Origin of the sequence: Gemmata sp. SH-PL17 (genome assembly GCF_001610855.1) — a bacterium.
Lineage (GTDB): Bacteria > Planctomycetota > Planctomycetia > Gemmatales > Gemmataceae > Gemmata > Gemmata massiliana.
In genome coordinates, this window is sequence record NZ_CP011271.1 from 2,138,370 (window position 1) to 2,164,271 (window position 25,902).

The 25,902-nt window shown below is 66.2% G+C and carries 32 protein-coding genes; 28 read left to right on the top strand and 4 right to left on the bottom strand.

The window, feature by feature from the left end; genetic code table 11:
* Positions 1-26 precede the first annotated feature (26 nt).
* The 14 genes from VT84_RS08815 to VT84_RS08880 all read left to right on the top strand — a co-directional run bounded on the left by VT84_RS08815 (position 27) and on the right by VT84_RS08880 (position 11,447).
* Positions 27-1,097: an AAA family ATPase gene (locus VT84_RS08815; protein ID WP_082839248.1), complete on the top strand. Its 1,071-nt coding sequence runs from the start codon at positions 27-29 to the stop codon at positions 1,095-1,097.
* 35 nt (positions 1,098-1,132) lie between these two features.
* Positions 1,133-2,395, top strand: coding sequence for an AAA family ATPase (locus VT84_RS08820; RefSeq protein WP_082839249.1), 1,263 nt, complete (start codon positions 1,133-1,135; stop codon positions 2,393-2,395).
* 29 nt (positions 2,396-2,424) lie between these two features.
* On the top strand, positions 2,425-3,393 hold the full coding sequence (locus tag VT84_RS08825) for a DUF1376 domain-containing protein (RefSeq protein ID WP_082839250.1): 969 nt from the start codon (positions 2,425-2,427) through the stop codon (positions 3,391-3,393).
* Positions 3,394-3,397: 4 nt separating this feature from the next.
* Positions 3,398-3,772 (top strand): hypothetical protein, encoded by a 375-nt coding sequence (locus tag VT84_RS08830; RefSeq protein WP_082839251.1) that lies wholly within the window; start codon positions 3,398-3,400, stop codon positions 3,770-3,772.
* Between the two features lie 5 nt (positions 3,773-3,777).
* Entirely contained in the window at positions 3,778-4,077 is a 300-nt protein-coding gene (locus tag VT84_RS08835) for a hypothetical protein (protein ID WP_157469334.1), read from the top strand.
* A complete protein-coding gene (locus VT84_RS08840) occupies positions 4,065-5,255 on the top strand; it encodes a hypothetical protein (protein WP_082839253.1) in 1,191 nt (396 codons plus the stop codon). Before VT84_RS08835 ends, VT84_RS08840 begins: the two co-directional genes overlap by 13 nt.
* A 54-nt stretch (positions 5,256-5,309) precedes the next feature.
* A complete protein-coding gene (locus VT84_RS08845) occupies positions 5,310-5,543 on the top strand; it encodes a hypothetical protein (RefSeq protein ID WP_082839254.1) in 234 nt (77 codons plus the stop codon).
* A 1-nt stretch (position 5,544) separates the two neighbouring features.
* Positions 5,545-5,907 (top strand): hypothetical protein, encoded by a 363-nt coding sequence (locus VT84_RS08850; protein WP_082839255.1) that lies wholly within the window; start codon positions 5,545-5,547, stop codon positions 5,905-5,907.
* Positions 5,908-5,940: 33 nt separating this feature from the next.
* Positions 5,941-6,648 carry a hypothetical protein gene (locus tag VT84_RS08855; RefSeq protein WP_082839256.1) on the top strand — a complete coding sequence of 236 codons (708 nt, stop codon included), beginning with the start codon at positions 5,941-5,943 and terminating at the stop codon, positions 6,646-6,648.
* 185 nt (positions 6,649-6,833) lie between these two features.
* The gene (locus VT84_RS08860) at positions 6,834-8,786 is read left to right on the top strand and encodes a DNA cytosine methyltransferase (protein ID WP_082839257.1); all 1,953 of its coding nucleotides are present in this window, start codon (positions 6,834-6,836) and stop codon (positions 8,784-8,786) included.
* Complete coding sequence (locus tag VT84_RS08865) at positions 8,783-9,628, top strand: DNA adenine methylase (RefSeq protein ID WP_162271641.1); 846 nt, start codon at positions 8,783-8,785, stop codon at positions 9,626-9,628. Before VT84_RS08860 ends, VT84_RS08865 begins: the two co-directional genes overlap by 4 nt.
* A gap of 109 nt (positions 9,629-9,737) precedes the next feature.
* Positions 9,738-10,172, top strand: a complete 435-nt coding sequence (locus VT84_RS42160) for an endonuclease domain-containing protein (protein ID WP_082839259.1) — start codon at positions 9,738-9,740, stop codon at positions 10,170-10,172.
* Between the two features lies 1 nt (position 10,173).
* Positions 10,174-11,268, top strand: a complete 1,095-nt coding sequence (locus VT84_RS39535) for a DUF5131 family protein (RefSeq protein ID WP_162271642.1) — start codon at positions 10,174-10,176, stop codon at positions 11,266-11,268.
* The gene (locus VT84_RS08880) at positions 11,265-11,447 is read left to right on the top strand and encodes a hypothetical protein (protein ID WP_082839260.1); all 183 of its coding nucleotides are present in this window, start codon (positions 11,265-11,267) and stop codon (positions 11,445-11,447) included. Before VT84_RS39535 ends, VT84_RS08880 begins: the two co-directional genes overlap by 4 nt.
* Here VT84_RS08880 and VT84_RS08885 read toward each other — a convergent pair.
* Entirely contained in the window at positions 11,433-12,347 is a 915-nt protein-coding gene (locus tag VT84_RS08885) for a hypothetical protein (protein ID WP_157469336.1), read from the bottom strand. The two genes, VT84_RS08880 and VT84_RS08885, sit on opposite strands and share 15 nt — an antisense overlap.
* A gap of 81 nt (positions 12,348-12,428) precedes the next feature.
* On the opposite strand from VT84_RS08885, the gene VT84_RS08890 reads away from it, so the two are divergent.
* The 10 genes from VT84_RS08890 to VT84_RS38305 all read left to right on the top strand — a co-directional run bounded on the left by VT84_RS08890 (position 12,429) and on the right by VT84_RS38305 (position 20,404).
* Positions 12,429-13,082, top strand: coding sequence for a terminase small subunit (locus VT84_RS08890; RefSeq protein ID WP_157469338.1), 654 nt, complete (start codon positions 12,429-12,431; stop codon positions 13,080-13,082).
* Positions 13,069-13,281, top strand: coding sequence for a hypothetical protein (locus VT84_RS08895; RefSeq protein WP_082839263.1), 213 nt, complete (start codon positions 13,069-13,071; stop codon positions 13,279-13,281). Before VT84_RS08890 ends, VT84_RS08895 begins: the two co-directional genes overlap by 14 nt.
* Positions 13,281-13,796, top strand: coding sequence for a hypothetical protein (locus VT84_RS08900; RefSeq protein ID WP_082839264.1), 516 nt, complete (start codon positions 13,281-13,283; stop codon positions 13,794-13,796). Before VT84_RS08895 ends, VT84_RS08900 begins: the two co-directional genes overlap by 1 nt.
* Positions 13,733-14,662 carry a hypothetical protein gene (locus tag VT84_RS08905; protein ID WP_082839265.1) on the top strand — a complete coding sequence of 310 codons (930 nt, stop codon included), beginning with the start codon at positions 13,733-13,735 and terminating at the stop codon, positions 14,660-14,662. The genes VT84_RS08900 and VT84_RS08905 overlap by 64 nt, the downstream gene beginning before the upstream one ends.
* Positions 14,663-14,864: 202 nt before the next feature.
* Positions 14,865-14,987: a hypothetical protein gene (locus VT84_RS41650; RefSeq protein ID WP_255359537.1), complete on the top strand. Its 123-nt coding sequence runs from the start codon at positions 14,865-14,867 to the stop codon at positions 14,985-14,987.
* Between the two features lie 152 nt (positions 14,988-15,139).
* On the top strand, positions 15,140-15,319 hold the full coding sequence (locus tag VT84_RS08910) for a hypothetical protein (protein ID WP_082839266.1): 180 nt from the start codon (positions 15,140-15,142) through the stop codon (positions 15,317-15,319).
* 74 nt (positions 15,320-15,393) lie between these two features.
* The gene (locus tag VT84_RS08915; RefSeq protein ID WP_082839267.1) at positions 15,394-15,726 is read left to right on the top strand and encodes a hypothetical protein; all 333 of its coding nucleotides are present in this window, start codon (positions 15,394-15,396) and stop codon (positions 15,724-15,726) included.
* Complete coding sequence (locus tag VT84_RS08920; RefSeq protein ID WP_082839268.1) at positions 15,726-18,122, top strand: DUF935 family protein; 2,397 nt, start codon at positions 15,726-15,728, stop codon at positions 18,120-18,122. Before VT84_RS08915 ends, VT84_RS08920 begins: the two co-directional genes overlap by 1 nt.
* Positions 18,119-20,254: a hypothetical protein gene (locus VT84_RS08925; protein WP_082839269.1), complete on the top strand. Its 2,136-nt coding sequence runs from the start codon at positions 18,119-18,121 to the stop codon at positions 20,252-20,254. The genes VT84_RS08920 and VT84_RS08925 overlap by 4 nt, the downstream gene beginning before the upstream one ends.
* A gap of 3 nt (positions 20,255-20,257) precedes the next feature.
* Positions 20,258-20,404, top strand: a complete 147-nt coding sequence (locus VT84_RS38305) for a hypothetical protein (RefSeq protein ID WP_157469340.1) — start codon at positions 20,258-20,260, stop codon at positions 20,402-20,404.
* Here VT84_RS38305 and VT84_RS08930 read toward each other — a convergent pair.
* The 3 genes from VT84_RS08930 to VT84_RS08940 are packed head-to-tail and all read right to left on the bottom strand — an operon-like array spanning position 20,401 to position 21,800.
* Positions 20,401-21,075 carry a TIGR02996 domain-containing protein gene (locus VT84_RS08930; protein WP_082839270.1) on the bottom strand — a complete coding sequence of 225 codons (675 nt, stop codon included), beginning with the start codon at positions 21,073-21,075 and terminating at the stop codon, positions 20,401-20,403. The two genes, VT84_RS38305 and VT84_RS08930, sit on opposite strands and share 4 nt — an antisense overlap.
* Positions 21,076-21,093: 18 nt before the next feature.
* Positions 21,094-21,324, bottom strand: coding sequence for a hypothetical protein (locus tag VT84_RS08935; protein WP_082839271.1), 231 nt, complete (start codon positions 21,322-21,324; stop codon positions 21,094-21,096).
* Complete coding sequence (locus VT84_RS08940; RefSeq protein WP_082839272.1) at positions 21,324-21,800, bottom strand: hypothetical protein; 477 nt, start codon at positions 21,798-21,800, stop codon at positions 21,324-21,326. Before VT84_RS08940 ends, VT84_RS08935 begins: the two co-directional genes overlap by 1 nt.
* Positions 21,801-21,900: 100 nt before the next feature.
* Here VT84_RS08940 and VT84_RS08945 point away from each other — a divergent pair, with 100 nt between their 5' ends.
* From VT84_RS08945 to VT84_RS08960, 4 genes are all read left to right on the top strand, one after another.
* On the top strand, positions 21,901-23,265 hold the full coding sequence (locus tag VT84_RS08945) for a hypothetical protein (protein WP_157469342.1): 1,365 nt from the start codon (positions 21,901-21,903) through the stop codon (positions 23,263-23,265).
* Positions 23,266-23,337: 72 nt separating this feature from the next.
* A complete protein-coding gene (locus tag VT84_RS08950) occupies positions 23,338-24,099 on the top strand; it encodes a hypothetical protein (RefSeq protein ID WP_082839274.1) in 762 nt (253 codons plus the stop codon).
* Positions 24,100-24,180: 81 nt separating this feature from the next.
* Positions 24,181-25,293 carry a major capsid protein gene (locus VT84_RS08955; protein ID WP_082839275.1) on the top strand — a complete coding sequence of 371 codons (1,113 nt, stop codon included), beginning with the start codon at positions 24,181-24,183 and terminating at the stop codon, positions 25,291-25,293.
* 93 nt (positions 25,294-25,386) lie between these two features.
* Positions 25,387-25,872: a hypothetical protein gene (locus tag VT84_RS08960; RefSeq protein ID WP_082839276.1), complete on the top strand. Its 486-nt coding sequence runs from the start codon at positions 25,387-25,389 to the stop codon at positions 25,870-25,872.
* Positions 25,873-25,902: the final 30 nt, after the last annotated feature.

The window sequence follows — 25,902 nt, forward strand, 5'->3', positions numbered from 1 at the left end:
ATTCCCGAACCACACGAGATTGAGCCGTGACCGCACCAGCCCGAACGTTCGAGATCAAGCCCGCCGTCCGCGAACAGGTGCCGCTCCTCATCGGGATCGTCGGCCCGTCCGGGAGCGGCAAGACGTGGAGCGCGCTGCGCGTCGCGACCGGCATCCAGCGCGTCACCGGCGGGGACATCGCCGTGATCGACACCGAGGCCCGGCGCGCGCTGCACTACAGCGACCGGTTCCGGTTCCGGCACCTGGACTTCCGCGCCCCGTTCGGCTCGCTCGACTACCTGGCCGCGATCCAGGCGTGCGTCGCCGCGGGGTCCAAGATCGTCGTGATTGATTCGGCTTCTCACGAGCACGAGGGGCCGGGCGGGATGGTGGACTTCCAGGAACAGGAACTCACCCGGATGGCCGGGGACGACTACCAGAAGCGCGAGCGCATGAAGATGCTCGCGTGGGCGAAGCCGAAAGCGGCCCGGCGCAAGTTCATCGGCGGGCTGCTCCAACTCAACTGCAACTTCATCTTCTGTTTCCGCGCCAAGTCCGTGTCGAAGCCGCTCAAGCAGAACGGCAAGACGGAAGTGGTCCAGATGGGGTTCGTCCCGGTCTCGGGCGACGAACTGGTGTTCGAGATGACCGCCAACGTGCTCCTGCTCCCGAAGTCCGGGGGCGTGCCGACCTGGGAATCGGACTACCCGGGCGAGGCGATGGCGATGAAACTCCCCGAGCAGTTTCGGGAGATCTTCGCGCGCCCCGAGCCGCTCTCGGAGGAGATCGGCCAGAAGCTCGCGCAGTGGGCGGCCGGCTCCGCACCCAAGTCGCTCCCGACCGTCAAGGAACTGCTCGACCAGTACGCCGCGTGCGACACGGACGAGGCGCTGACCAAGCTCGAGCAGCAGCGCGGCGACGTCTGGAACCAGCTCCCGCCCCCGGCCCAAGTGAAACTGAAGGCCGCGAGCGAGGCGGCGCGGAAGCGCGTCGCGGAGAAGCCCGCGCCGGAAGCGACGGACGACGGCGTCGAGAGGGACGAGTTCGGCGCCACGATCTTCGGCGGCGAACCACAGAAGTCCCTATTCGACAACCCATCTGACCGGCCCGTTGACTGATTCACCCGAACCGCTCCCAAACACACGGAGGATCTATGCGGCTCATTGAGTTGCGCGCCGAGAACTTCAAGAAACTGGTCGCGGTGCGCGTCGCCCCGACCGGCCCCGTCACCCCGATCACGGGCAAGAACGGCGCGGGCAAAACCTCGGTGCTCGACGCGATCGCGGCGGCGCTCGGGGGCGGGACGCAGGCCCCGGAGATGCCGATCCGCGCCGGTCAGGACCGGGCCGCGGTCGAGGTGGACCTGGGCGACATCGTCGTCAAGCGGCGCTGGACCGCGAAGGGCTCCAGCCTCGAGGTGCTGGCGAAGGACGGGCTCAGCTACAAGAGCCCGCAGGCCGTGCTCGACAAGTTCGTGGGCGAACTGATGTTCGACCCGCTCGCGTTCGGGCGGATGAAGCCGGGCGAACAGGCCGGGACGATCGCGCGGGTCGCGGGGATCGACCTGGAGTCGCACCAGGCCGCGAAGAAGGAGCTGTTCGACCAGCGCGCCCACATCAACAGGCAGGTGAAGGAACTGAGGGGCGCGCTTGCACTCATGGCCCCGGTGCCCGAGGGGACACCCGACGAGGAGGTCAGCGTCGCCGAGATCCTCAATGAACTGACAGCCGCGGACAAGGCTCGCAAGGAATTCGACGCCGCAAAACGTGCAGTCGAGACCATGAAAACCGCGGTCGCAATTGCGGGCCGCAAGGTCGACAGCCTCCGCGCCCAGCTCGCCGAGGCCGAGACCGAATTGGCCCAGTCCGGGGAACGGGCCCTGGCGGCGTGCAACGCGGCCAACGCAATGCCCACACCGCCCGACCTGGAGCCGATCCGCCAGCGCGGGAAGGGGGCCGAGGGGATCAACAAGGCCGTGCGGTCCAAGCAGATCCGCGCCAACCGCGAAAAGGAAGTGACCGCGCAAGAGGCCGAATCGAAGCGACTCACGGACCAGATGAACCACGCCGAGGAGCAGTTCGCACAGACGCTCGCGGCCGCGGCTCTGCCGGTTCCCGGCCTCGGCCTGAAAGACGGCGGCGTCACACTCAACGGCATCCCGTTCGGCCAGTCCTCGGGGGCCGAGCGACTGCGCACCTCGGTCGCGATCGGCCTCGCGCTCAACCCCAAACTCAAGCTCATGCTGATCCGCGACGGGTCGCTCCTCGATGCGGACGGGCTCAAGCTGCTCGAAGAACTGGCCGCGGGCGCCGGCGCGCAGGTGCTCATCGAGCGCGTGGCCGACGGGGACGCCGTCGGGGTCCGGATCGTGGACGGGGAAGTCGCGGGCGAGGAACCGGCCACGAAGGCGGCGTAAAGGGACCAGTTCGACACCGTGAGTTCGTGATGGAACGGCCCCCGTATTTCGCGTTCTACCCCACCGACTTCGCCAACGACATCAACGTCGAGGCAATGTCGACCCTGCAAGTGGGTGCTTACATGCTCCTCCTGTGCAAGGCGTGGCAGGCCGAGCCGCCGGCCTCGCTTCCAAACGACGACCAAGTCCTCGCGCGCCTCGCGCGCCTCGACGCGGTCACTTGGGCGGAAGTGAAGGCCGGCGTCCTCGTCCCGTTCCGACTTGGCACGGACGGCAGGTTGCATAGCAAGCGTCTCCGGCGGGAGTACGACGAGGCCCTTAAGCGGATGAAGTTGGCCCGGGAACACGGGCGGGCGGGCGCCGAAAAGCGGTGGACGGGCGGCAGAACCGGCGCGACCGCCAATGCCAATAGCCACCCCATTGGGGTAGCTATAGCCACCCCAATGCCCGGGCATTGCCCGAGCAATGCAATTCAGAGTCAGAGAGAGAAAGAAGAAGAAAAGACCCCCCTACCCCCCCCCGAGCGGGGGAGCGGAGCGGCGGCCGCACCCGAGCTGCCCAAGCCCCGGCGCGCCCGGGCCGACCCCACCGCGGCGGAAGCGGACCCGCGGTTCCAGCGGTTCTGGGCCGCCTACCCGCGGCACGAGAAGCGGGCCGACGCGGCGAAGGCGTTCGCGCGGATCGACCCTCCGGCAGAGCTGCTCGAGGCGATGCTCCGGGCGATCGAGGCGCAGAAGCTCGGGAGCGGACCGCTCGCGCCACGGCTCGTGGACGGGCGGTCGACGGTCCCGCACCCGACGACCTGGCTCAACGGCCGGCGCTGGGAGGACGGCGCCCCGGTCGCGCCCCCGGTCGTGGACCACGCGGCGAAAGCGGCACAGATCCTCGCGCAGCGCCAGCGGGAGGAGGCGGCCCGGGCGGCCGCGCGAGCGGACCTGGCGAAGCGGCCCACGGGCCTGATCCAAAAACTGGGCGACGTGTTCAAACCACCCGAGTGACCCCATGACCGAGTTGTTGCAGGCCGCGCTCCTGGCGGGCCAGTCCGCGGTGCTGATCGTGTTCGCCCGCAAGGTGCGCGCGTGCCGGAGGGACCGGAGGCGGGCCGCCGCCGCGGCGCGCGAGAGCGCCGTGGAGGCGGGTCGCGCGACCCACGCGGCCGGGCTCGCGATCGAGGGCGCGAAGCGGGCCGACGAGTGCGCCACGGTCGCCGATCGCGCGTGCCGGCGGATCGGCCGAAACGTGTCGGCCGCGCTCGATGTGTTCGAGGCGCCCGCCGTGTTGCCGTTCCCCGCGCCGCCCGCGGGGCCGGGGCTGAAGCTGTTCGACCCGAGCGCCGCGGGCGGTGACGAGCGCCACGCGTACACGGGCGGGGAGTGATTCCCGTGCCGAAGCCCCGGGCGTGCGCCCACTGCGGCAAGGCGCTCCGCAGCAAGCCGGCCGGGCGGGGCCTGTGCTGGGTGTGTTACCGCGACCCGGCGGTGTTCGCCGCGACCCCGCCCAAGCGCCCCGGGCCGCCCCCGCGCGAGCCCACGGCGGCGGAAGTCGAGGCCACGGTCGCGGCCCAATTGGAGCGGCTCCCGCGCTGGTGGGCCGCGGAGTGCGGGCGCGGGCCACGGGTGTTCACAATCGTCCGTGACGGGTGTACCGAGGTTCCAAACCGGAGAATGCGATGTCGTTCCTGAAGGGCTCGTTAACGTTCCAGCGGTTCCGGGTCGCGGGGCCGAAGCCGCGGCTGTTCGACGAGGCCCACCTCGAGCGCCTCGCCCAGAACGCGGTCGGGCGCCAGGAGGTCGCGTCGGCCGACGGCGTCGAGACCGGGTGGGCGGCCGGCGCGCACATCTGGGACACGGACTTCACGCAGCTGAAGAACGTGTACACGGACCACCTGCTGTTCGACTTCTGCGTGCGGTCCGAGCGGCTCCCGGGGGACCGGCTCAAGGCGTACTACGAGACCGAACTCAAGGCGCTCTCGAAGGACAACCCGAGCGGGTTCGCCAGCGCCCGGCAGAAGCGCGAGGCGAAGGAGAGCGCCCGGGACCGGCTCACCCAGGAGGCCCGGGACGGGCGGTATCGCAAGTGGAAGCTGTCCCCGTGCCTCTGGGACGCGGTGACCAACTGCGCGTTCCTGGGGTCCACGAGCGCGACCGATGCGGCCCGGTTCATGGCGCTCTGGGAGCAGACCTTTCCGGCGAACCTCACCCAGACCGAGGCCCTCGCCGGGTCGCTCGCGCCCGTCACCGCGGCGAGCCTGGCCTGCGCGCTGCACCCGAAGGCCGAGCACGAGCACCTCTCGCCGTTCGTCCCCGGTGTCACACCCGAGGATCACCCGGCGTGGTGCCCGACCGAGGGCGTCCCGCAGTTCCTGGGCAACGAGTTTTTGCTCTGGCTCTGGTACTTCGCGGAGTGCGAGGGGGACACGATCACCTCCCCCGACGGCTCCCGCATCACGTTCGTGTTCCAGGGCGGCATCAAGCTCGAGTGCCCGCGCGGGACCACCGGCAACGACACGATGAACTCCGACCAGGCGATCCGCCTCCCGGAGACCAAGGCCGCGGTGCGGGCCGGGAAATTGCCCCGCAAGGCCGCCCTCACCGTCGTCCGGAACTCGGAACAGTTCAGCTTCATCATCCAGGCCGAAACCCTCGCGCTCTCAAGCGTAAAGCTCCCGCAGGCGGACGCCGAGGGCGAACAGCGCGCCCGCGAACTCGACCGGCTCCAGCAGGTGCGCGACCTGGCCGAGATCGTGGACCAGATGTTCGCGGCGTTCATGGCGCGCCGGATGACGAGCTACTGGTCACAGGAAACCAAGGAGATCGGCGCCTGGCTCAAGGGCACCAGCGCCCGGTGGATGGCGGCGTAACCACAAAACTCAACCGAGGGCCAGGGACGGCCGGACCACCCGACCGAGGCCCTCATGCCCGCGCCCGAACCGCCGATCGACGAGGGGCACGTGTACCTGTTCCAGGTGCGGTTGCAGCCCAAGGGCAAGCGCACGAAACACGACCAGTGGACCACCGAGGGCGTGTACCGCACCCGCGCGGAAGCGGACGCTCACGCCACGGGCCGCAAGCACAAGTACCCGCACGGGTACCGCGTGTGCGGCGTACCGGCCGAGGGCGCGCTGCTCGAACTCGTGAAAGGGAACTAACGTGGGATCCAGGGTCGCGCCCGCACTCGAGCTGAAGATGCTCACCCAGGCGGGCGTGAACCCGGTCCTCGGGCTGTCCGAGGCCAAGTTCCAGTCCAAGGTCACCGCGCTCGCGACCGCCGAGGGCTGGGAGTGGTTCCACGTGTACGACTCGCGCCTGTGCCCGGCCGGGTTCCCGGACCTGGTGGTCATCAGAACGGGCGTGCTGGTCGTCGCGGAACTGAAGGTCGGGCGGAACAAAACGACCGCGGACCAGGAGAAGTGGCTCGCGCTGTTCGAGAGCATAGCCGGCACGCGGGTGTTCCGGTGGCGGCCCGAGCACTGGTTCGCGATCTACGCGGAACTGACCGGCAAACGGAACTGACACGACCGGAAACCAAACAGGAGGGAGTGCCAAATGGTTACTGCAGTTCAATCTGAGCGCCGGGGCGACTGGGTGCAAACATTTACGGGCCGCAAGTTCTGGCCCCTAGACCCGCGCCCCGAGGACGTGGACGTGCGGGACATCGCCCACGCGCTCTCGCTCCTGTGCCGTTTCACCGGGCACTCGCGAACCTTTTACTCGGTCGCGCAACACAGCGTTCTCGCGTCACAGATCGTGCCGCCCGAATCGGCTCTGGCCGCTCTCCTGCACGACGCGGCCGAAGCATACATGGGTGATATCGCCAGGCCCTGGAAACGGTTTTTGAGCATAACGTTTCGGGATGCCGACGGCGACACGTTTTCATCGACACTCAAGGGCGCCGAGGACCGTTTGCTGGATGTTCTCGTTGTCGCCCTCGGAGGGCCCCCGGCATCGAACGAAGCCGCGTGGGGGCCGGTGGCCAAGGCTGACGAGATTCTGCTGGTGACCGAAGCCCGCGACCTCATGTCCCCGCTCACCGACGGTTGGCACCACGTCCCTGCGAACGGCTTCGCGATCCTCCCGGAACTCATTGAGCCGTGGGCGCCGGAGCGGGCGGAACGCGAGTTCTTGCAGCGGTTCGCGACGTTAACCGGGACCAGCATCCCGCCCGTGTGCTCGCACCCCAGCCAGAGCGGGCGCGCGGGGCACTGGGTCTGCAACGAGTGCGACGCCGTGCTCGCGCCGCTGAAGGCAGCGTAAGCGGCCCGGCGGCTGGTCACTAACTGGCCACCTGCCGCGCCCCAATGCGGTCTGCCGCCTTGGGGCGCGAGTCGCAGTTGTGAAGGGCTGAAACTCGTCCACGGCGTAACGCCGCAGTGAAGCTGTCCGGTACCGCCGGGCCGCGGGCTTGTGATAGCGACCGGAAACCCAACAAGGAAGAGCGAATGGCACGGGCGGCGCGAGAACTGATCATCGACAGCTTCGCCGGCGGGGGCGGGGCGTCTGAGGGCATTGCCCGGGCGCTCGGGCGCGGGCCGGACATCGCGATCAACCACAACCCCGGCGCGATCGCGATGCACGCGGCCAACCACCCGCGCACCCGGCACCTGACCGAGGACGTGTTCCGGGTGAACCCGCGACAGGTCACGGCCGGCAAACCGGTCGGCCTCCTCTGGGCCTCCCCGGACTGTCGTCACTTCTCCCGGGCGAAGGGCGGGAAGCCGGTCGAGAAATCGATCCGCGGGCTAGCATGGGTGGTCATCAAGTGGGCGGCCGAGGTCGCGCCCCGGGTCATCATCCTGGAGAACGTGCGCGAGTTCCAGGAGTGGGGGCCGCTGTGCCCGCGTTGGGACTGCGCCGCGTGCCAGTGGCGCGGCACCGAGGGACAGGTGTGCCTGAAACGGCGGGGCAAGCGCGCGTGCCCGCGGTGCGACGCTGCGGCCGTCCGGGAGACCGAGCACAAGGTGCCCGACCCGGACCGGAAGGGCGTAACGTTCCGGCAGTTTTGCGGCCGGCTCAAGGGACTCGGGTACAAGGTCGAAACGCAGGTGCTGAACGCGGCTGACTACGGGGCGCCCACCCACCGCCGGCGCCTGTTCCTCATCGCCCGCCGGGACAAAAGGCCGATCGTCTGGCCGGAGCCGACCCACGGCGACCCGGCGAAGATTGGTCGCGACCTGTTCTCCTCGGAACTCAAGCCGTGGCGCACGGCCGCGGAGTGCATCGACTGGTCGGTGCCGTGTCCGAGCATCTTTAGCCGCAAGAAGCCGCTCGCGGAAAAGACCCTCAAGCGGATCGCGATGGGGATCAAGCGGTACGTGCTCGACAACCCGCAACCCTTCATCGTGCGGTACAACACGGAGAAAGGCGCCAGCGACAACCATTCCAGGGATCTGGGCCAGCCGATCGGCGCAATCACGGCCGACCCGCGATTCGGCCTCGTCACCCCGATCGTCTCGCCCCTCACCCACGCGGGCGAGCGCCGCTCGCACCCGCCGGGCGAACCGCTCCCGACCGTCACCGGGGCCAACCGCGGCGAACTCGGTCTCGTCGCCCCCGTTATCGCGCGCATCGGGCAAACGGGCGGGAACGGCGCGTACAGCAACGGAACTGACGAACCCGTCACCACGCTGACGAGCAAAGCCGAGCACTTGCTCGTCGCGCCGTCTCTCGTTCAAGTCGGTTACGGGGAGCGAGAAGGGCAATCGCCCCGCGCCCTCGACCTGCACAAGCCCCTCGGCACCGCGGTCGGAACCCCCAAGCACGCGCTCGTGTCCGCGTTCCTCGCGAGACACTTCGGCGGCTCCGTCGGCGCGCCTGCTGACGCTCCGGCCCCGACCGTCACCGGCGGCGGCCAGGGCAAATCGGCCGTCGTCGCGGCGCTCGTCACCAAACACTACGGTGGTATGGTCGGCGTCCCGGCCGATACCCCGCTCCCCACGACGACCGCACGCGGCGCCCAGAATCAACTCACGGTCGCGAACCTGGTCCACATGAACCACGGCGAGAAACAGTGGAGCGGGACCGACGAACCGATGCGCACCGTCACGACGGGCGGGCACGCGGCCCTCGTTTACTCCTTCCTGGTCAAATACTTCGGCACCGCGATCGGGTGCGAGGTGGACGCGCCGGCCCCAACGGTCACGGGCAAAGATCGCTTCGGCCTCGTCACCGTCGAGATCGAGGGCGAACCCTACGTGATCGTGGACATCGGAATGCGGATGCTCCGCCCGCGCGAACTGGCCCGCGCGCAGGGGTTCGGCGAGAACTACGTGCTCACCGGCACGAACACGAATCAGGTTGAAAGAATTGGCAATTCCGTGTGTCCCGATGTCGCCGCGGCGATCGTGCGGGCCAACTGTGCGGACATGATCGCGAAAGGACGGGCCGCAGCGTGAACATCACCGCTCTCGCGCCGTGGTACGGGTCGAAGCGCACCCTCGCGGCCCGCATTATCCACCAGTTGGGCCCGCACTCGGTTTACTGGGAGCCGTTCTGCGGCTCGATGGCCGTGTTGCTCGCGAAAGACCCGTCGCGCCAGGAGACCGTTAACGATCTGCACAACGATCTCATCAACCTCGCGCGAATTGTCGCCGACCCGAAACTCGCGCCCGATCTCGAGTGGCGCTTGCGCCGCACGCTGGTCCACGAGGGGCTGTACCGGGAAACGGTTACCTGGCTCAAGGATCCCGCGGCCGATCAGGAGGGCGTCGAGCGCGCCTATAGATACTTCGTCCGCTCGTGGATGGGCATGAACGGTGTCGCCGGAACCTCGGTGCGCTCGAACTTCGCGCGCCGGTTTACGAGCAACGGCGGGTGCCCGGCGGTACGCTTCGCGGCGGCCGTTGATTCCCTCCCGTGGTGGCACCAGCGGCTGCGCACGGTCGCGATCTACCAGGGCGACGGGATCGATCTGTGCACAAAGGTCGAAGACAAGGCGGGCACGGTGATCTACCTCGACCCGCCGTACCTCAAGAAATCCGACGACTACCAGCACGATTTCACCGATCCCGACCACGCGCGCCTCGCGACCGCGATCGGTCGCTTCAAACACACGCGGTGCGTCGTGAGCTATTACGACCACCCGAAACTGGCGGAGTTGTACCCCGGCTGGGGCAAGATCGCGATTCCAGTCCACCGCGCAATGGCGAACGCGAGCCGGTCGATGCGCGGCACGGCTCCCGAGGTGCTGCTCGTGAACCAGCCCCCCATCACCCAAACTGCAAAGGAAGCCGCGTAATGGCCGAAAATAGCAAGATCCAATGGACACATCCCGGACCCAACTGAGTTACTGAGCGCCGATGCTACGCGCTATCATTTCGGCTTCATCGTCTAGCTGAGGGGATCGAATGGGTAGCTCATCCGGGGTTAACAAAGGCGCGGCAACCAAGATCGGCGTGACATTCGAGGAATGGGAACGGCGACGCACGAACGGTGAGGCCTGGTGCTACTGCTGTCGGCAGTGGCAAGCGTTTCATCTCTTCGGCGTGGACAGTTCCAGAAGCAACGGGCTCACTTCGGCTTGCAAACAGTGTGTTAGCTACAAGGCTACGGCATCTCGTTACGGGATCACTGTCGAGGAGGCCCGTCAGCTTCGCACCGGAGCCTATGAGTGCGAGATCTGTGGTCGCCGAAAGGAACTTGAAGTGGATCACGATCACACGACGGGCGCCGTGCGAGGGCTGCTGTGCGGGCAGTGCAACAAAGGGCTCGGCCTTTTCAAAGACTCGTTGGACTTGCTGTCAAAGGCGACAGCTTACCTCAACCGCGGAAAGAAAGAGTGACATGGAAAACACGAAAATAGCTTGGTGCGATCACACGTTCAATCCGTGGCGTGGCTGCACCAAGGTCAGCGCTGGGTGCCAGAACTGCTATGCCGACACCCAGGCGAAACGCAACCCCAAGGTGCTCGGGATCTGGGGGCCGAACGGTACGCGCGTGGTCGCGTCCGAAGCGATGTGGCGCGAACCGTTGAAGTGGGACCGTGACGCGGAAGCCGCGGGCGAACGGCGCCGCGTGTTCTGCGCTTCGATGGCGGACGTGTTCGAGGCGTGGGGCGGCCCGATGATTGATGCGAAGGGCAACCCGATGTGGTGGTGTCACGGGTCGATGAGCAATTCGCCCGTCCCGGCCGCGTGGAACGGTGTTCTCGAACCGGGCTGCCGGTGGGTGACGATGGACGATATTCGGGAGCGGTTGTTCTTCCTGATCCGCGACACGCCGAACCTGGATTGGTTGCTCCTCACGAAACGCCCGGAGAACATCCTCGGCACGTTTGGGCGGATCGACGCGCACGATGTGGCCGAACAGCTCCCGAACATCTGGCTTGGAACCACGGTCGAGAACCAAGAGCAGGCCGACGCGCGTATCCCGCACCTGCTCACCGCGCCGGCGGCGGTTCACTTCCTCTCTTGCGAGCCGCTCCTCGGGTCGATCGATCTTCAGCACATCGACGGCGGGCCGGAGCGGTGTCGTCAGTGTGGTGTGGTCCCGCAAATCAACTGTTTGCACCTGCCGAACATCCGGTGCGAGTGCTGCGTTGAGGGTGCAGAATCGCTCGCGTGGCACCGACTTGATTGGGTGATCGTCGGAGGCGAGTCCGGGCACGGCGCTCGACCGATGCAACTGGCATGGGCTCGCTCACTTGTGGAGCAGTGCCAGCATTCCGACACGCCCGTGTTCGTGAAACAACTCGGCGCCCTCATCCACGCCACCAACATCATTGACCCGCTCGACCAATTCCCGGGCGACGTTCGGTCATTCCGCCAGGGGCCGAACGAGGACACGATCGCGCTCCGGTTGCTCGACGACAAGGGCGGGAACCCGGACGAATGGCCCGCGGATCTCCGCGTCCGCGAATTCCCCAAGGTGGCAGCATGACCGTACCCGTTTACGACCGAGTTTACCGGTGGCGCCGGTACCGCCCGGAACTCAAGGGCAAGCGGTGCCGGCTGCTCGCCCGCGGCACGATGAACAGTGCGCTCGTTGAGTTCGAGGGCGGCGAGAAGCACGTCGTGAGCCGGAACGCGATCAGGAAGGCAAAGTCACCCGGCCAATAACTCTACCAGATCCTCGACCGATTCCCCCTCCTCCAGGCCCTGCGCGAAGTCGTCGAAGTACTCCTCGCGCCGCTCCTCCTCGCGGTGCCACTTCTCTAGCACGCTCTCCGGGGTGATGCTCTCCCCGAACAGGTTGTCGCGCGCCACCCGCGCCACCGCTTCCGCCGCTTTGTACTCGCGCCGGGTTTCGACTTTCAGCAACCCGCGCTGGTGTTCGGGTACGGTCACCCCCAACGGGATGCGCTCGCTCGCCTTCCGCGCTCGTTTCAGCATTTCGACCACTTCACCTACCGTCCGCTCCCCGTACCACTCCCGGTCGAACGCCTCGGCCACCAGCCCCGCAGCCCGTTCCGCCAGCCCCTCGCCGCACGCTTCCACCGTGAACAGCCCCAGGTTCAGTGACCCGCGCCCGTCGCCGAGCCACGCCCGCGCCTGCCACGCCCGGCCCTTCACCTGCCGCACGTACTTGTACCGCCGGTCCGGGTTCCGCAACCGCTTCTTGTGCCACACGGCCCCTTCGCACGATTTGCCCACCAGCAGCCCGTTCGCCGCCGCACTTTGGGCCGCAACGCGCGCTGCCGCGTTGCAACTGAACAGCCCGCGCAACTCCCAATAGCCGTCATCGGCCCACACCTGTGCCGCGTAACCGGTTGGGCGCTTCGGGCACTTGATCTCGTAAGTGGGCTCCGTATCGTCCTCCGCGCCGTCGAACAGCGACAGGGTTGTTCCGCCCTTTGTCACCCTCCGGTTGTCCGGCTTGTTGTCGCGATCGTCGTCCTCGTCCCACGCAACCCGTTTGCCTGTACCCATGTTCGCGTCCCCCGGGGCGATACCGGGATTGCAGAATGGCAGGTTGCCTGCGTGCGGATCGCAAAGCCGGAGGTAAGCGACGGAGCTCATGCGCCCCACCATAGCGCCGCACCAGGACGGGCGCAACCCGCACTCGCTCAGGCAACTGGGGCGGTGAAAGTGCCGATTGCGATGAGCGATCCACTTCCAACGAAGCGCCAGCGGCGCCACAAGCGCAAGCCCCCTCTGTCCGCGACCGAGGTGCGGTTCTGCGTCCTGTGGGTGGACAAGAAGAACGCGACCCAGTGCTACATCGACGCCGGTTTCCCGGAAAAACCGAACCGCGTTGCGACGGCCAAAGCCGCGTCAGAATTGCTCAAAAAACCCGACATTTCCGCTTTTATCCGCAACCTCCAAACCGCCGCCGCGGACGCTGCAAAAGCCACAATCGAGGTGATCGCCCAGGGGCTCGCGCGCTCGGCGAACAAGGACTTGCGGAAGCTCTACGACGCGAACGGATGCATCAAGCCCCCCCACGAGTGGCCCGACGAGCTGGCCGCGGTCATCGAGGGCGTGGAGACCGAAGAACTGTACGAGTGGGTCGAGCGCCCGCACCCCGATACCGGCAAGATGGCTCGCGCACGCGAGCTGATCGGCTACGTGCGGAAGGTGAAGACCACGAACCGCACCGAGGCGCAGAAGACGCTCGCCGCGTGGCGCCGCATGATCGGCACCGACGCCGCTGTGCAGGAGAATAAGTCCGCCGCGCCCCTCGTGATCGAGCGCGGCCCGGCCCACATCCCCCCGCCGGACGACTTGGAGGCGCCCGCCGATGCCCCCGCCTAGGCTCCCCAAGCGCGCGCGCATCGACTCGGCGGCCGCGGTCGATTACACCGACGCCGAAACCGAGTTCATGAAGGCGATGGACCGGTACAAGCGCGAAAACCGGCGCCCGTTCCCGACGTGGAGCGAGGCTCTGCAGGTCGCGCTGAGCCTCGGGTATCGGAAGGTGGAGGCCGCGGGACCGCTGCCGGGTGCGAAGTAATGGCCGTCGGAGAGCGATCCTTCAAACTGTGCGGCGGCAACCTGCGCGCGTTCGAGGACACGCACTCGCGCGAGTACCTCATTTCGGGCGCGGCCGGTACCGGAAAGACGCTCGCCAACCTGCTCAAGATCCTGAAATTCGGTCAGGACTGGCCCGGCGCTCGGATGCTGATCCTGCGTAAAACCCGGCACAGCCTGACCGAAACCGCACTTGTCACATGGGAGCGCGACGTACTCGGCTCCGGGCACCCGATGATTACGCCCGTGCGCGAGCGCATGAACCGGCACGAGTACAAGTTCCCGGTGAAGAACGGGCAGCGCTCGGTGCTCGTGACGGCCGGTCTCGACAAGCCCGACAAGGTGCTCTCGTCCGAGTGGGATCTGATTTACGTCCCGGAAGCGACGGACCTCGAGCTCACCGACTGGGAGACGCTCGGGGCCGGTTGCGCGCGATGGCCGGCCCTTACGATCAGCTCTTCGGCGACTGCAACCCGACCACGCCGCACCACTGGTTGAAGAAGCGGTGCGACGCGAAGAAGTGCAAGTTGTACGAGTCGAAGCACCACGAGAACCCGCGGTACTACGACGCCGACGCCCGGAAGTGGACCGAAGCGGGCGTCCGGTACGTGAAGGGGCGCCTGCTCCAGATGACCGGGATGCGCCGCAAGCGGTTTCTCCTCGGGCTGTGGGCGGCCGCGGAAGGTGTCGTGTACGCCTTCGACCCGGACCTGCACCAGTTGCCGCGCGGGTGGGTCGCGCCGCGCGAGTGGCCGCGGGTGTGGTCGATCGACTGGGGCAAGACGTCGCCGACCGTGCTCCAGATGTGGGCCATTGACCCGCCCGGCCGCATGTACCTGTACCGCGAGTTCTTCCGCACGAACACGCGCCCGGACCTCCTCGGTAAGTGGGCGAAAGAGCAGCTCGAATCGGGCCGGGAGCCGCACCCGCTCGCGATCGTCTGTGACCACGACCAGGAGCGCCGCGAGGAGTTCGAGAAGGCGAGCGCACTGCCGCTGGACCTGGCAGACAAGGCGGACCGGGATAAGGGGATCGAGGCGACGCAGAGCCGGTTCGACCGCGAGACGAACCCGGATGGCACGTTGGGGAGGCCGAGGATCTTTTTCGTCGAGGACGCGCTCGCGCACGAGCCGGACCCGAACCTGGAAGAGCGCGGTACGCCATCATGCACTATTGCGGAACTGGTCGAGTACCGTTGGGACGAGGATTTTCTAAAGGACGAGCCGATCGCGGAGAACGATCACGGCGCGGATGCCATGCGCTACGCCGAGCGATGGGTGAGCAGCAACTACGCTGCGCCGGACCCGAACTACCGCGCGCCGCAGGTCGAGCCGCTGGTGCCGCGCCCGCAGTTCGGGTGGTAGTGCAGGGCGGAGGGCAGGCAACTGGTGTGGGTAGGGTTCAGGCTCCTGGCGATTATCGCGCATCTCGCCCTCGAAGGGTCTCGTTGTGAAAGAAGAAAACGCTATTGGCCGCGCTTCGTGTTCGCGCACGGATACGGCTTTGCCGGTGACGGTTGTGAAGCCGTCACGAACCCTCATCGTGATAACCGGACCAGCTTCGCGAGTGAGTTCCGAAACTCAGAAGAATGACATCAACCAGCGTGTTCAGGACTGGCTCGACCGCAAAACCCCATGCCTCATCCTCGAAGAGGGGCTAAAGGTCGAATGCGTCAGCATGGCCCAATGAACGAGAACTGTCACGGGTGCGGCGCGCAGATCGCCCGGCACAAGTGCGCGTACTGCGGCCGGCTTGCGGACCTGACGCGCGACCGGGTTGTGCGAGATCCGCGTGACGATCCGAAGCGGAATATTGAGCCGCGGAAGATCATGAGGTGACTAATGGTTGCGACCTGGTTGTGCGTCATTCTGTGCGTCGTCACTTTGTGCGTTGGTTTCTTCCTTGGGATCGCGTTCGTGATGTTGGCGAGCATGATCGCGGACCATCGCGAGTTTAACCGGAAGCACGATGAGGCGTTCGCAAACAGCAACAGCCACAGCATGCCGCGAATTCGCATCTGAGCGCGCGTTCTCCTTCTGCCCCGATTGCGGGCTCCATCACGACCAGTTCGCAGACTGCATTTTGAGGGCATTCGATGGCGGCGGTGCTTTGGTTCTGCGGTGCTCTCCTTTCCGCCGCGGTGTTCATCGCGGTCTGCGCCTACTTCATCATCCGCTTTGTTACCCGTGATAGTTCCGGTTCCGAGCCTGTTGCTCCCGCCACTGCGGAAACCCCATCTGCATCATCTGCGCCTGCAGAACCTGTTGAGCCATCGGCCGCTCGGATCTCCGCATGGGGCCGTATCGCGCTCATCGCCCCCTTCTACGGCCTCGCGTGGGTGTGCTCCGCGGCCGTGGCTCTCATCGTCTTCGGTGCGCGCGACGGGTGGCGGGACATGCGAGCCATGACCGACGGCGAGGGTAAGTGATGTTCGGCCGCCTCAACAACATCGCGAATCGTCTCTCGGGCGCACCTGCCGCCCAGAGTAACGGCGCCGGCGTCACTACCCTGATGCCGATCCCCCAGAATCAGGCGCAGTGGAACGGCCTTTTCATGGGCATGTTCGGCGCGCCCGGCGCCGCCGATCCTACGCACGACCGCATGGTGTCGGACGTCTACAACGGGCCGTACCGTGGGCCGTTAGATCTGGATCGCGATGGGTGTGAGACCGCGGCCCAGCGGCAAGCGTATCGCAAAGAGTACGGCGTCTCTCCTGTGTTCTTCGCCGCCGTTCGCGGTAAGGCTGACGACATTGAGGCCCTCGAGCCGACGGTACTCGCCAGCGACAAGGACGATTGGGAGGCGAACGCCGCTGCCGAGTTCGTGAAGTGGACCGTTTCAATGGCCCCGGGCGGTTGGCCCGGTCTCATCGATAGCATTTATTTGCCCGGAAGTATCGACGGGTTTTCGGTCCTGGAAAAGCGCCTCAAGCAGCAGTTCTGGAAGGGGCGCAGCCTCTGGGGGCTCGCGCACTGTCGCAGTCTTGATACCTGCCATATTAGGCTGCAACTGGACGTCTATCGAAACGTCGTCGGGGTCGTCAACCTGGTGCGCGGGCTCGAATACTACGAGCCATCCGGTTATATTTTGTACACCCACAACGGGATGTTCAACAACCCGTTCGGGCGCTCGGACGGGCGCGCCGCGGTCGCGGCGTCGCAGTCGATTTCCACCGCGTACATGCTCTGGAAGATCGCGCTCACCGTGTACGGGTTGCCCTACATGGTCGGGAAGACGACGTCGCAAAAGCGCGCACTGATGGAGCAGGCGCTCTCCGCGCTCCGCGGCGGCGGGTACGCGGTTCTCACCGACGAAAAGGACGCGATCGAGGCGATCGATCTGGCCACTGGTGCGGCGCTTTCCGGTTTTAAGGACTTCGTTGACACGCGACGAGAAGACGTTTTCTTCGCAACACGCGGGGTTGCCCAGCCGTTCGTCGAAGGCGATGGCGGCCAGAACGCGCACGGCGACACCAAGGTTCAACAGGGCACGTCCAACGCCGGCGAGAAGCGGATCGCGCACAACATCGCGGACGTCATCAACCGTCAGCTCATCCCGTGGCTGGTCGGGCCGAACTTCGACCTCGACGAATCGCGCATGCCGCGCGTGCGGTTTGGCGGCACCGACTGGCAGCAGATCAGCACCGTTATTGACGTCGTGACCAAGGCGCAAGAAGCGGGCGTCGAGGTGAGCGCCGAATGGGTCCACGAAGCGACCACGCTGCCCGCCCCCCGTGACGAGAACGATCGCCTCGTGAGCCCGCAGGAGCGCCAGCAACAGGCGCAAATGCAGGCCCAGCAGCAACAACAGCAGATGCTCGCGCAACCGGGCGACCCGAGCCAACCCGCGAGCGCGCCGGGTGGCGGGTCGGAGGCCGATCCCACCGGCACGCAGGATGAGGTGGTTGCGGCGGCGCTGGATGCGCTGGGCGTAGACGGTGGCGATGTTGGCGATACGTCCGCGTTCTCGCAGGACTTCGCGTCCGGTCGCACCCCTGGCACTGGTCCGCCCCCGTTCCCCGGTGCAGTATTCGACCGCTCGCGCCACCGGTGGGTCCGTGGCCACCGCCCGGATGATGATGACGCGCCGGCGCCGCAGTACCCATCTCGCGTAAATCCTGGCGTTCTCTATGGGAACCAAGACGACCGCGACAGCGACGACCGGCTCTTCCGCGGTCACCAAAAGAAGCTCGATCGCGCCAACACGGAAGTCGAACGGGTTCGCGCTCAACTCGCTGCGGTTGAAAAACGCGACCCGGCGCAAGATCCGAAGGTGAAGGCGCTGCAAGCGAAGATGGATCAACTGAACGCGCGGGCGGCTCAACTCAAGACGCCTCAACAGCAGCGCGCGCGCCAACAGCAACCCTCTGAAGGTGCCCAGGCCGTTGCCGCCGCTCTCCAGAAGATCCCGCCCGAAAAGAAGCAACAAGCCGTTCAGCGCGTCGCTACCAAAGCCGCCTCGTCGCCCGAGTCGCAAGCCGTGCTCGCTCGGGCCGACAAGTGGGCCGACGCGCAGGCCGCAAAACACGCGGATCGCGTTGCCGCGAAGCTGAACGTGTCGCCGGAACTGGCCCGCATGATCCTCGCACAGACGATTCGTGCGCTGTGCCGCGAGGCGCTGGAGGGCGGCGGTACGGCATCGCGGTCGCTGAACACGTCGATGGTGCCGGGCGGCGGGCGGTTGAACCTGAGCGTGAAGCGCAAGCAGTTCTCCGACGACGATGACGGCCAATCCGCCGCGACGTTCAGCGACGATCACATTGAAGTGAGTGCGGAGCAAATGGACCGTGTGTTCGGTGGTCTGCTGGAGGAGTTGCTGGTATGACCGACGCCGAACTCGCGAAACTCCTCCGCCCCCACGCGGCTCGGCTCATCGAACTGGCCCGCGCCCGCCTCGAATCCGAGCGCACCACCACGTTCGCGGAAGAGTCGGACGAATCGCCACAGTTCAAGGCTGCGTTCGGCCCGGACGACGCATCACGTTACAGCGACTACTTCGCGGACGACAACGGCTCGTATCCGCACACATTGCACCGGCACTTCGGGATGAGTGTGCGTGAGTTTGCCGACAAGACGAAGCTCGTGCGGAAGTCGTCGGTCGGGCCAGGCGGCAACCTGGTGTGGAACTGGGCGAAGCGGCCCGCGGCGCAACCGCAGTCTGACGCCGACGTGGAGATGTTCTCGCTGGATCAGGTCAACGAGTTCTCCGACCGCAAGGAGGGCGAGCGCTGGGTGACCAACGGCCGGCACTACAAGCGCGAGGGCGGGCGCACGGTGCGGTACAGTCCGGAGAATGGCGGCGCGGGAGGAGATGGCGCGACCAAAAAAGAACCAACACCTGCGCCGAAGAAAGAACCGGAGTCTGCCCCAGCGCCCGCAGCGGAACCCGCTAAGCCGTCCAAGCCTTCAAAGGCTGACGTGCGCTCGCGCCTCGACGCGGCGTTCGCCGATTCCTCGAAGCTTACCCCGGAGCACTTCGCCGCCCTCAAAGACGATCTCCTTGCGACGCACACCGGTGACGAGCTGCGCGCGATCGCGGAGGAGCGCAAGACCCGGCTCACCGGCACGAAGGCGGTGCGCGTGCAGGCGCTGATCGATGCGGCGAGGGCGAAGATCAAGGCGAGCGGAGGCGGTGCGCCTGAACCGGTCTCCTCACCCACGGCCGCGCCAACAGATTCCCCGTCGTCTCGCGCGAAGCAAGCCAAAGCGAAACTCGACGCGATATTGGCCCACGTGCAGCCGCTCACCGACGAGTTCAACAAGTTGCCGCCCGGCAAAAAACGGGACAAACTCGGCGCGGAACTGGACCAGTACGACCCGCGCATTCAGGAGCTAAAAAAGGATCTCGATGCCGCTCACGAGACCCTCGCCGCGCACAACGGCCACGATTACGGCGTGTACACCGTCGCGGGACCGGGTCAACCGCCGCAACTGGTGAGCAAGCACCCGTCGCTCGGCGCGGCCAATGGCGCCCACGCGAACGAAGCGGGGCGGTTGCTGCGCGGGGATGCCCGCACGGACCACGGCCAGGACATCGAGGACGAGCACGGCGGTATGGGCGGCGCGTGGCACACGAAGGGCGCGGGCGGTAAAGAGGTGTACGTGGCGAAGGCGCCGCGCGGGGGCGAATCACGAACGGGAGACGAATCACGAACGGGAGACGAATCCGCGAAGCAGACCCCTACGGATCGGGCGTTTGATGCGGAGTACGAATCTGCGGGTGCGGATGCTTCAAAATTGCAGAGCTCCAAAGGCTCTAGTGAGATATCCGTGCGCGACGCCGTTCGCGCGCTCGCCGCGTCTGACCAACTAGATTCGGGTGATCTGAGTGGCCCAACAGAGCGCGTCAACGCGATGGTCCGAAACGGGTTCGCGACAGTTGAAGGCGACAGGTTTAGGCTTCGGGGCGGACCCGATCTCGGTCAGGCTGATCCGGACGTGATGGACCAGGTTCGCGGCGCATTCGACAAGTTGCAGGACAAAAATAACTTCGTCGGGCTTCACAAGATCCGTGAAGTCCTTCCGGGCGTACCGCTGCGAGCAATACACGCGGCCGTACAGCAGTTGCGCCGCGACCGCGAGTTCCAGTTGGGATCGGACGAGCGGTACTCGGTTCCGGGTGGTGGCGGTGGAGTAACTCCGGAACAGGAATCGGCTGCGATCCGTGAAGGGCGCGAACTGATGCTCAATTTGAGCCGGTTGAAGCCGTCGCCTAAACCAACTACTGCGGCACCGCCTGCGCTATCAACAGCACCAGCCAAAGAGCCGTCGGTACCGAAACCGATCGGCACCACGCCCGCTCCGCACTCTCAGGCCCGCGCTACCCTTGACGCTCTGGGCCTCGCGCACTCGCACCTGAGCGACGACGACGTGATGCAGAGGTTGCGGGCCGCGTTTGCGCCGCCTGAGCCTACACCGAAGGCGAAACAACAGTCAAAGTCGCGAAAGAAGAAGTGACCCGTGCCCAAAGACACTGACGACGCGCACGATAACGACGACGTTCTCGACGCCCTTCTCATCCTCCTCGCCGACGGGGACGAGGAGGCCGCGGACGTGCTGGCGGACGGGTTGGGCGAAGGGAAGGTGGAGGAGTCGGTAGAGGATTAGGCGAACTCGGCCTGCAGGTCGCGGACGTCCTGCATGAGCCGGGCGATCATGTCGGCGCGGTTTGGCCCGATGCCCAGGCTGCTCGCGATGTCGCGATCTGTGCCGGGCTCGTAGTAGTATATCTGCCAGCCGTAATCCTTTCCCGGTGCATCAATCTCCACCCGGAACGGCGGCAGCGTGATCGTCGTGACGGGGTGGGCTGCGAGGATGGATTCGCCGTGTGCGAGAAAATCATCGGAGACCAATCGCACCTGTTCGACGAACCCGCGCCGGTAGGTGTTCACGCTTCCGGCGGGAATCCCCTTGCACCAATCCCACACCACGTGACGGCGCCCCAGCATGTATTCGCGCCGAAACAGCGAGCAGGGCTTGCACCGGCACCGCGGCGTGAAGAGCACAGCCCCGCCACCATGCGACAGAATTTGAAGCGTCTTGCCGCACACGGCGTCGTGTGGGTCCGTCCGGGCGATTTGGCACTGCACCCGAATGAACTCCGCCCGCACCTCGCGCCCGTCGGGAACGAAGCACTTCCAGCAGTTGTGCGGCGGCAAGTCGCCACAGACCTTCACCGTGCCCGCGTTCTCCTGGAGCCAGTCCGCGTACACCAGCCGCGGCGTATCGTCATCCGGCGCGCCCAGGATCGCGGCGAGAAGGGCATCGTGTTCACTCATCGGCCACCTGTCCTAAAATCAACGGTTTCCGCACCATCCGTGAAGTCGGTCACCGACGTTATTGATTATTTCTTCCGTCTCGTCATCTGCGCCTGCGTCGCGCACCTCGTCGAGTAATTGGCCGAGTGCGTTGTCGAGTTCATCGCGCGCAACCCCTTCACTCGCCATTGCCTCGACGACGCGATTCAGTTCGCTTTCGCGGTCGGGTGATTCCCACGCCGCCTTCGCGCGCTCGAATGGAGTTTGCATTAGTTACCTTTGCGAATCGCGTCAGCAAAGTCGTGATAGCTGACGACCTCACCGCCGGGTGGATCAGGGTTTGGCTCGGTGGTTTTGTAGAACGCCCCCAACTGATTCGCGAGTTCAGCGAGGCGTTCACGCTCTTCTTCTACCGCCTCGCGAATCGCCTCGTTCCTCTGACACCCCTCGCACTCAAATCTGTCGGTATGGGCGGGTGTTTTCTTCTCGCCGTAGGCCGGGTCGTTTCCGATTGAGTTGGTCGAGAACTTCAAGTTGAAGGGCGGCCAGTTATTTTTCTGCTGGTCGAGGGCCAGTCGCTGACCGACTTCGTTGAGGGCCACGTCGTATGACCCGTCCGGGTTGACGGCTGAGACATGGCCGATGACATTCAGCCCGCGCGTCGTGTCCAAGACGTCAGCTCCGATTCGCATTCTTGGCGGTGCTTTGTCTGTCGGTACGTGGTGTACGTTGTTGATTTTCGACATGATTGGTCTCCGTCGTTAGCTGCTCACCGAATCCTACCTCCTATCGGCCCGCGCGCAACCCCACCTCCACGCAGGCAACCACCTTCGCCATTCTCATTGCATGCCAGCGCCAGCCCCGGACGCCGCGACCGCTACACCCACGATGCCCGCTACCTGTGCGGCTGCGCTACCGGCGACTTGTGCGATTCGCGGTCTCGTAGCGTTCGGGCCCGGGTACCACAAGAACGAGCTGTACTCGCCGCAGCGCTGCGACCAGATCGCCGCGAACTACGCCGCGACCGGCGGGCGCCCGATCCCGCTCGCGAAGATCGGGCACGACAAGCAGCAGCGATACGCCCAGTCGCTGGGCTTCCCGAATGTCGGCATGGTCACGAAGTGCGTGCCGGTCGGCGGCGGTTGTTTCGCGGTCGACATCGACAACGTGCCCACCGAGATCGGCGCGAAGGTGAACGCGGGGCTGCTCCGCGGCTCGTCGGTGGAACTCAAGAGTCACCAGCGTGACCCGAAAGACCCCGCTCGCGAGTTGCCCGGCGACGTACTCACGGGCATCTCGCTCCTCGGTGAAGAACAACCGGCGGTCCAGAACTGGCCCGAGCACTTACGCGCCAAAGCGGTGCCCCGTGCGACGTTCGCGGACGGCTCCGAGGTGCCCCCGAACCACGACGTGGCCCGCTGGCTGAACCTCGCCGCCGAAGTGAGCGACGACATCGCCGCGGAGCAAGGTGGCGAGTTCTCCGCGGACCGCCGGACCGTGCGGATTCGTGGGCGCAGCTACGCGGCCAACACACTTTGTTTCAGCGATTTCGATTCCAACCCGGACCCCGGACCCACCATGACTCCCGAACAAGAAGCGGCTCTCCAGGCGGCCGGGTTCACCCCGGAACAGATCGCGGCGATGAAAGCGGCGCTGCCCGCTGGAGGTGGCGCTGCCGCGGTGCCGAGCCCGCCCGCGACGAACCCGACCATGAGCGATGCGAACGCGATGCCGCCGTGGGCGAAGGAGATGTCGGACTGCGTCAAAAAGATGTCGTCCGAGGTCGACGAGGTCAAGAAGCGCCAGGGCGAATTTGCGGCGTTCGCGGACGCGCAACAGAAGCAGACTACCGAAGCTCAAATGGCCGCGTTCTCCGACCAGGTGAACAGGGCGTGCCTCGCCCTCTCGAAGAAGGTCGAACCGAAGTTGATGGAATCTGTGGTCAAGCCGACCGCGATGAACATCCTCACGGCGAAGACGTTCTCCGCGGAAACAGATCGCGTGAAGGCGTTCAACGACTACTTCGCCGGGTTCGCGGCGATGCCGGATGACCCGCGCCTCGCGATTACTGCCGGACCCGCGGTCAAGCAAACACCGGCCGCGCTCGCCAACAGCAACCCCGTTATCGCGGCCATGACCGCGAAGGGAACCGTCCTCGACCGGCTCAGCCCGGAACTGGCGAAGGCGTATCGCGAGCCCGCGGCGGCGTAACCCCCGCGCCCGCCGCTCGCGCTCGGCACCGCACACAGGTAGTAACCGCACCCGAACCACAGGTACACACGCATGGGCGCCCCAGTTCGCTTCGGCATGTTCGGTCTCCAACCCGCGCTCAGCCCGGAACTCGCGGTGCCGCGCGTCGGGGCGCTACCCTTCGGCGGGCCCACCGGCACGGGGCTCGCGTTCTCGCAGGGGCAGGCCCTGGGCGACGTCCAGGTCGCGGCCCAGAGCGAGGTCGCCACGCTGACGTTCACCGGTGCCGCTACGGGCGGCACGTTCAACGTGTCGTTCATCGGTGACAAGGTCTACCAGACGCCGAACCTCGCGTACAACATCTCGCTCGCCAACTTCCAGGCGGCCCTGATTGCGGCCGTCCCGGAGTTCGCCGGGAACCTGACCGTAACGGGCACCGCGAGCACCTCGGGCACCGGCGGCACGTACACCTGCACGTTCAACACGAACCTCGCGAACCAGCGCATCGGCGGGTTGTTTGTGGTCAGTACCGCCCTTACCGGGGGCTCGTCCCCGGCCGGGGCGTGGGCGCGCACCACACGCGGCTCGTGCGGCCCGGGCCAACTCGACGTCTACAACTCGTCCACCAACAACCGCGTGGATGCGTTCCTCAAGTACGACGTGACGCTCAGCCCGGGCGGGTCGGTCGTCGCGCCGGGTGCCGCGGCCCCGTTCACGTCCCCGAACCAGCCCAGCCAGCCGACCGTGTACTTCGAGGGCGTCTTCAACGAGTCGGACCTCGTGGGCCTGGACTCGAACGCCTACACGCTCGGGAAGCTCACGAAGATGCCGGGCGGACTGGCCCGCTTGATCTGACCCGCGCCGCGGGCCGAATCTGGCGCCCGCGCTCACCGTACAGACGATTCGCACCCGAACACCCTGAACGAGGCCCCGACGATGGCGACGCTCACGCAGAACTTCCAGGAGGCGATCGGCATCCTCATGGCCGATTACGCCCGCCGCGCCGCCAAGTCCCGGGGCGACGCGATCTTGTCGGCGTTCCCGTTCAGCTACGTGGACAGCGCCAAGGTGTACTGGGACCAGTGGGAGACGAACTTCGGCCTGACCCCGCTCCGCGGGATGGGCGCGAAGCCCGACGTGGTCCAGTTCAACGGGTGGAAGCGGTACTTCGCGGACCCGGCCTACTTCGGCCAGACCACGCTCCTCGAAGAGGGCGAGATCACGGCCGGGGTCGAACCGGGCACCCTCGGCGACCCGATCAACGTCGCGAACCGGCTCGGGATCTACATGACCGACACGGCCACCATGATCCTGAACCGCGCCCGCAAGAGCGCGGCGGACCTGTGGGCCACGGGCAAGATCGACATCACCGACACGCGCGGGCGCCGGTTCCAGTATCAGGTCGACAACTACGCGGGCCAGATCAAGGTGCCCGGGACCGCCTGGAAGTCGAGCAACACGACCGCGACCCCGATCCAGGACGCGCTCGGGTGGAAGGCCGCGCTCCAGAAGGGCACCGACAGCCGGTTCGGGCGCGGCTCGAAGTGGCTCATGAACTCGAACACCCTGACCGACTTCTTCTCGATTACCCAGATCATCTCGACGTACAAGCTGGACTACGGCGGGTCGATCCTGGGGCTCGCGAAGTACAACGCCGAGATCGCGGGCCAGAGCGGGGACGACGGGTTCGTGCTGCCCCAGATCGAGATCTACGACGAGGGGTACTACCCGACGGCGGCCGACGCGATTGCGAAAACGAACTGGACTTACTTCGTCCCGAACCAAACGATCCTCTGGCAGGGCACCCGGCCCGAGGGCCAGCAGCGCGCCCAGTGGCAACTCACCCGCCACGCCGGGCTCGTCGAGCAGGGCAAGGGCGGGTTCGACGAGGTGAGCATCGGCGGGGACGACGCGGACATCGGCAAGGGCCTGTACGTCCGGTGCCACTACAACAACAAGCAGCCCCACGGGTACGAGCTGGAGAGCGGCTGGAACGGCTTGCCGGTCATGTTCTTCCCGTCCGCGTTCGCGGTCATCACCTACACCTGATCCGCGCGCCCCGGATCGACCCGCGGTAGCGGTGGCACTTTTAACCGGTGCCACCGCTACTCCCCTCAAAACCCCTCAGCGAGAGTCGTCGCCGTGCAGAACTACGAATTGGGCTGTCAGTTCGGGGCCTACGCGCCCAAGAGCGTTGTGCCGGAACACGTGTTCGTCGGGCACGACCTGCCGCGGCTCGTGGACCTCGGACTGGTGAGCCCGACGGACAAGGCCGTCAACGTGCCCCTTGAGATCCCAAAGCCGGTTGCGGAGAAGGCGCCGGACACGGTGATCGACGAGCGGAACCGGCTCGCGGACGAGAACACGGATCTGCGCAAGCGGAACGCGACCTATGACGGGGTCGTGAAGGAACTGGAGAAGCAGCGCGACGCCTTCAAGAAGAAGTGCGACGAGTACACGGTCGAGACCGAGCACCTGAAGGGCGCGTGCGAGGAGCACCAGAAGGTACAGGACCGTTTAGAAGCGGAAGTGACGAGTTTGAAAGCCGAAGTCGCCCGACTCACCACCGACCTCGACAACGCCACCAAGCCCGGCACGCAGGCACCCGGCGACACCACTAAGAAGTAGCCGGCGAGCGCGCTTTCGTATTCGACCCGC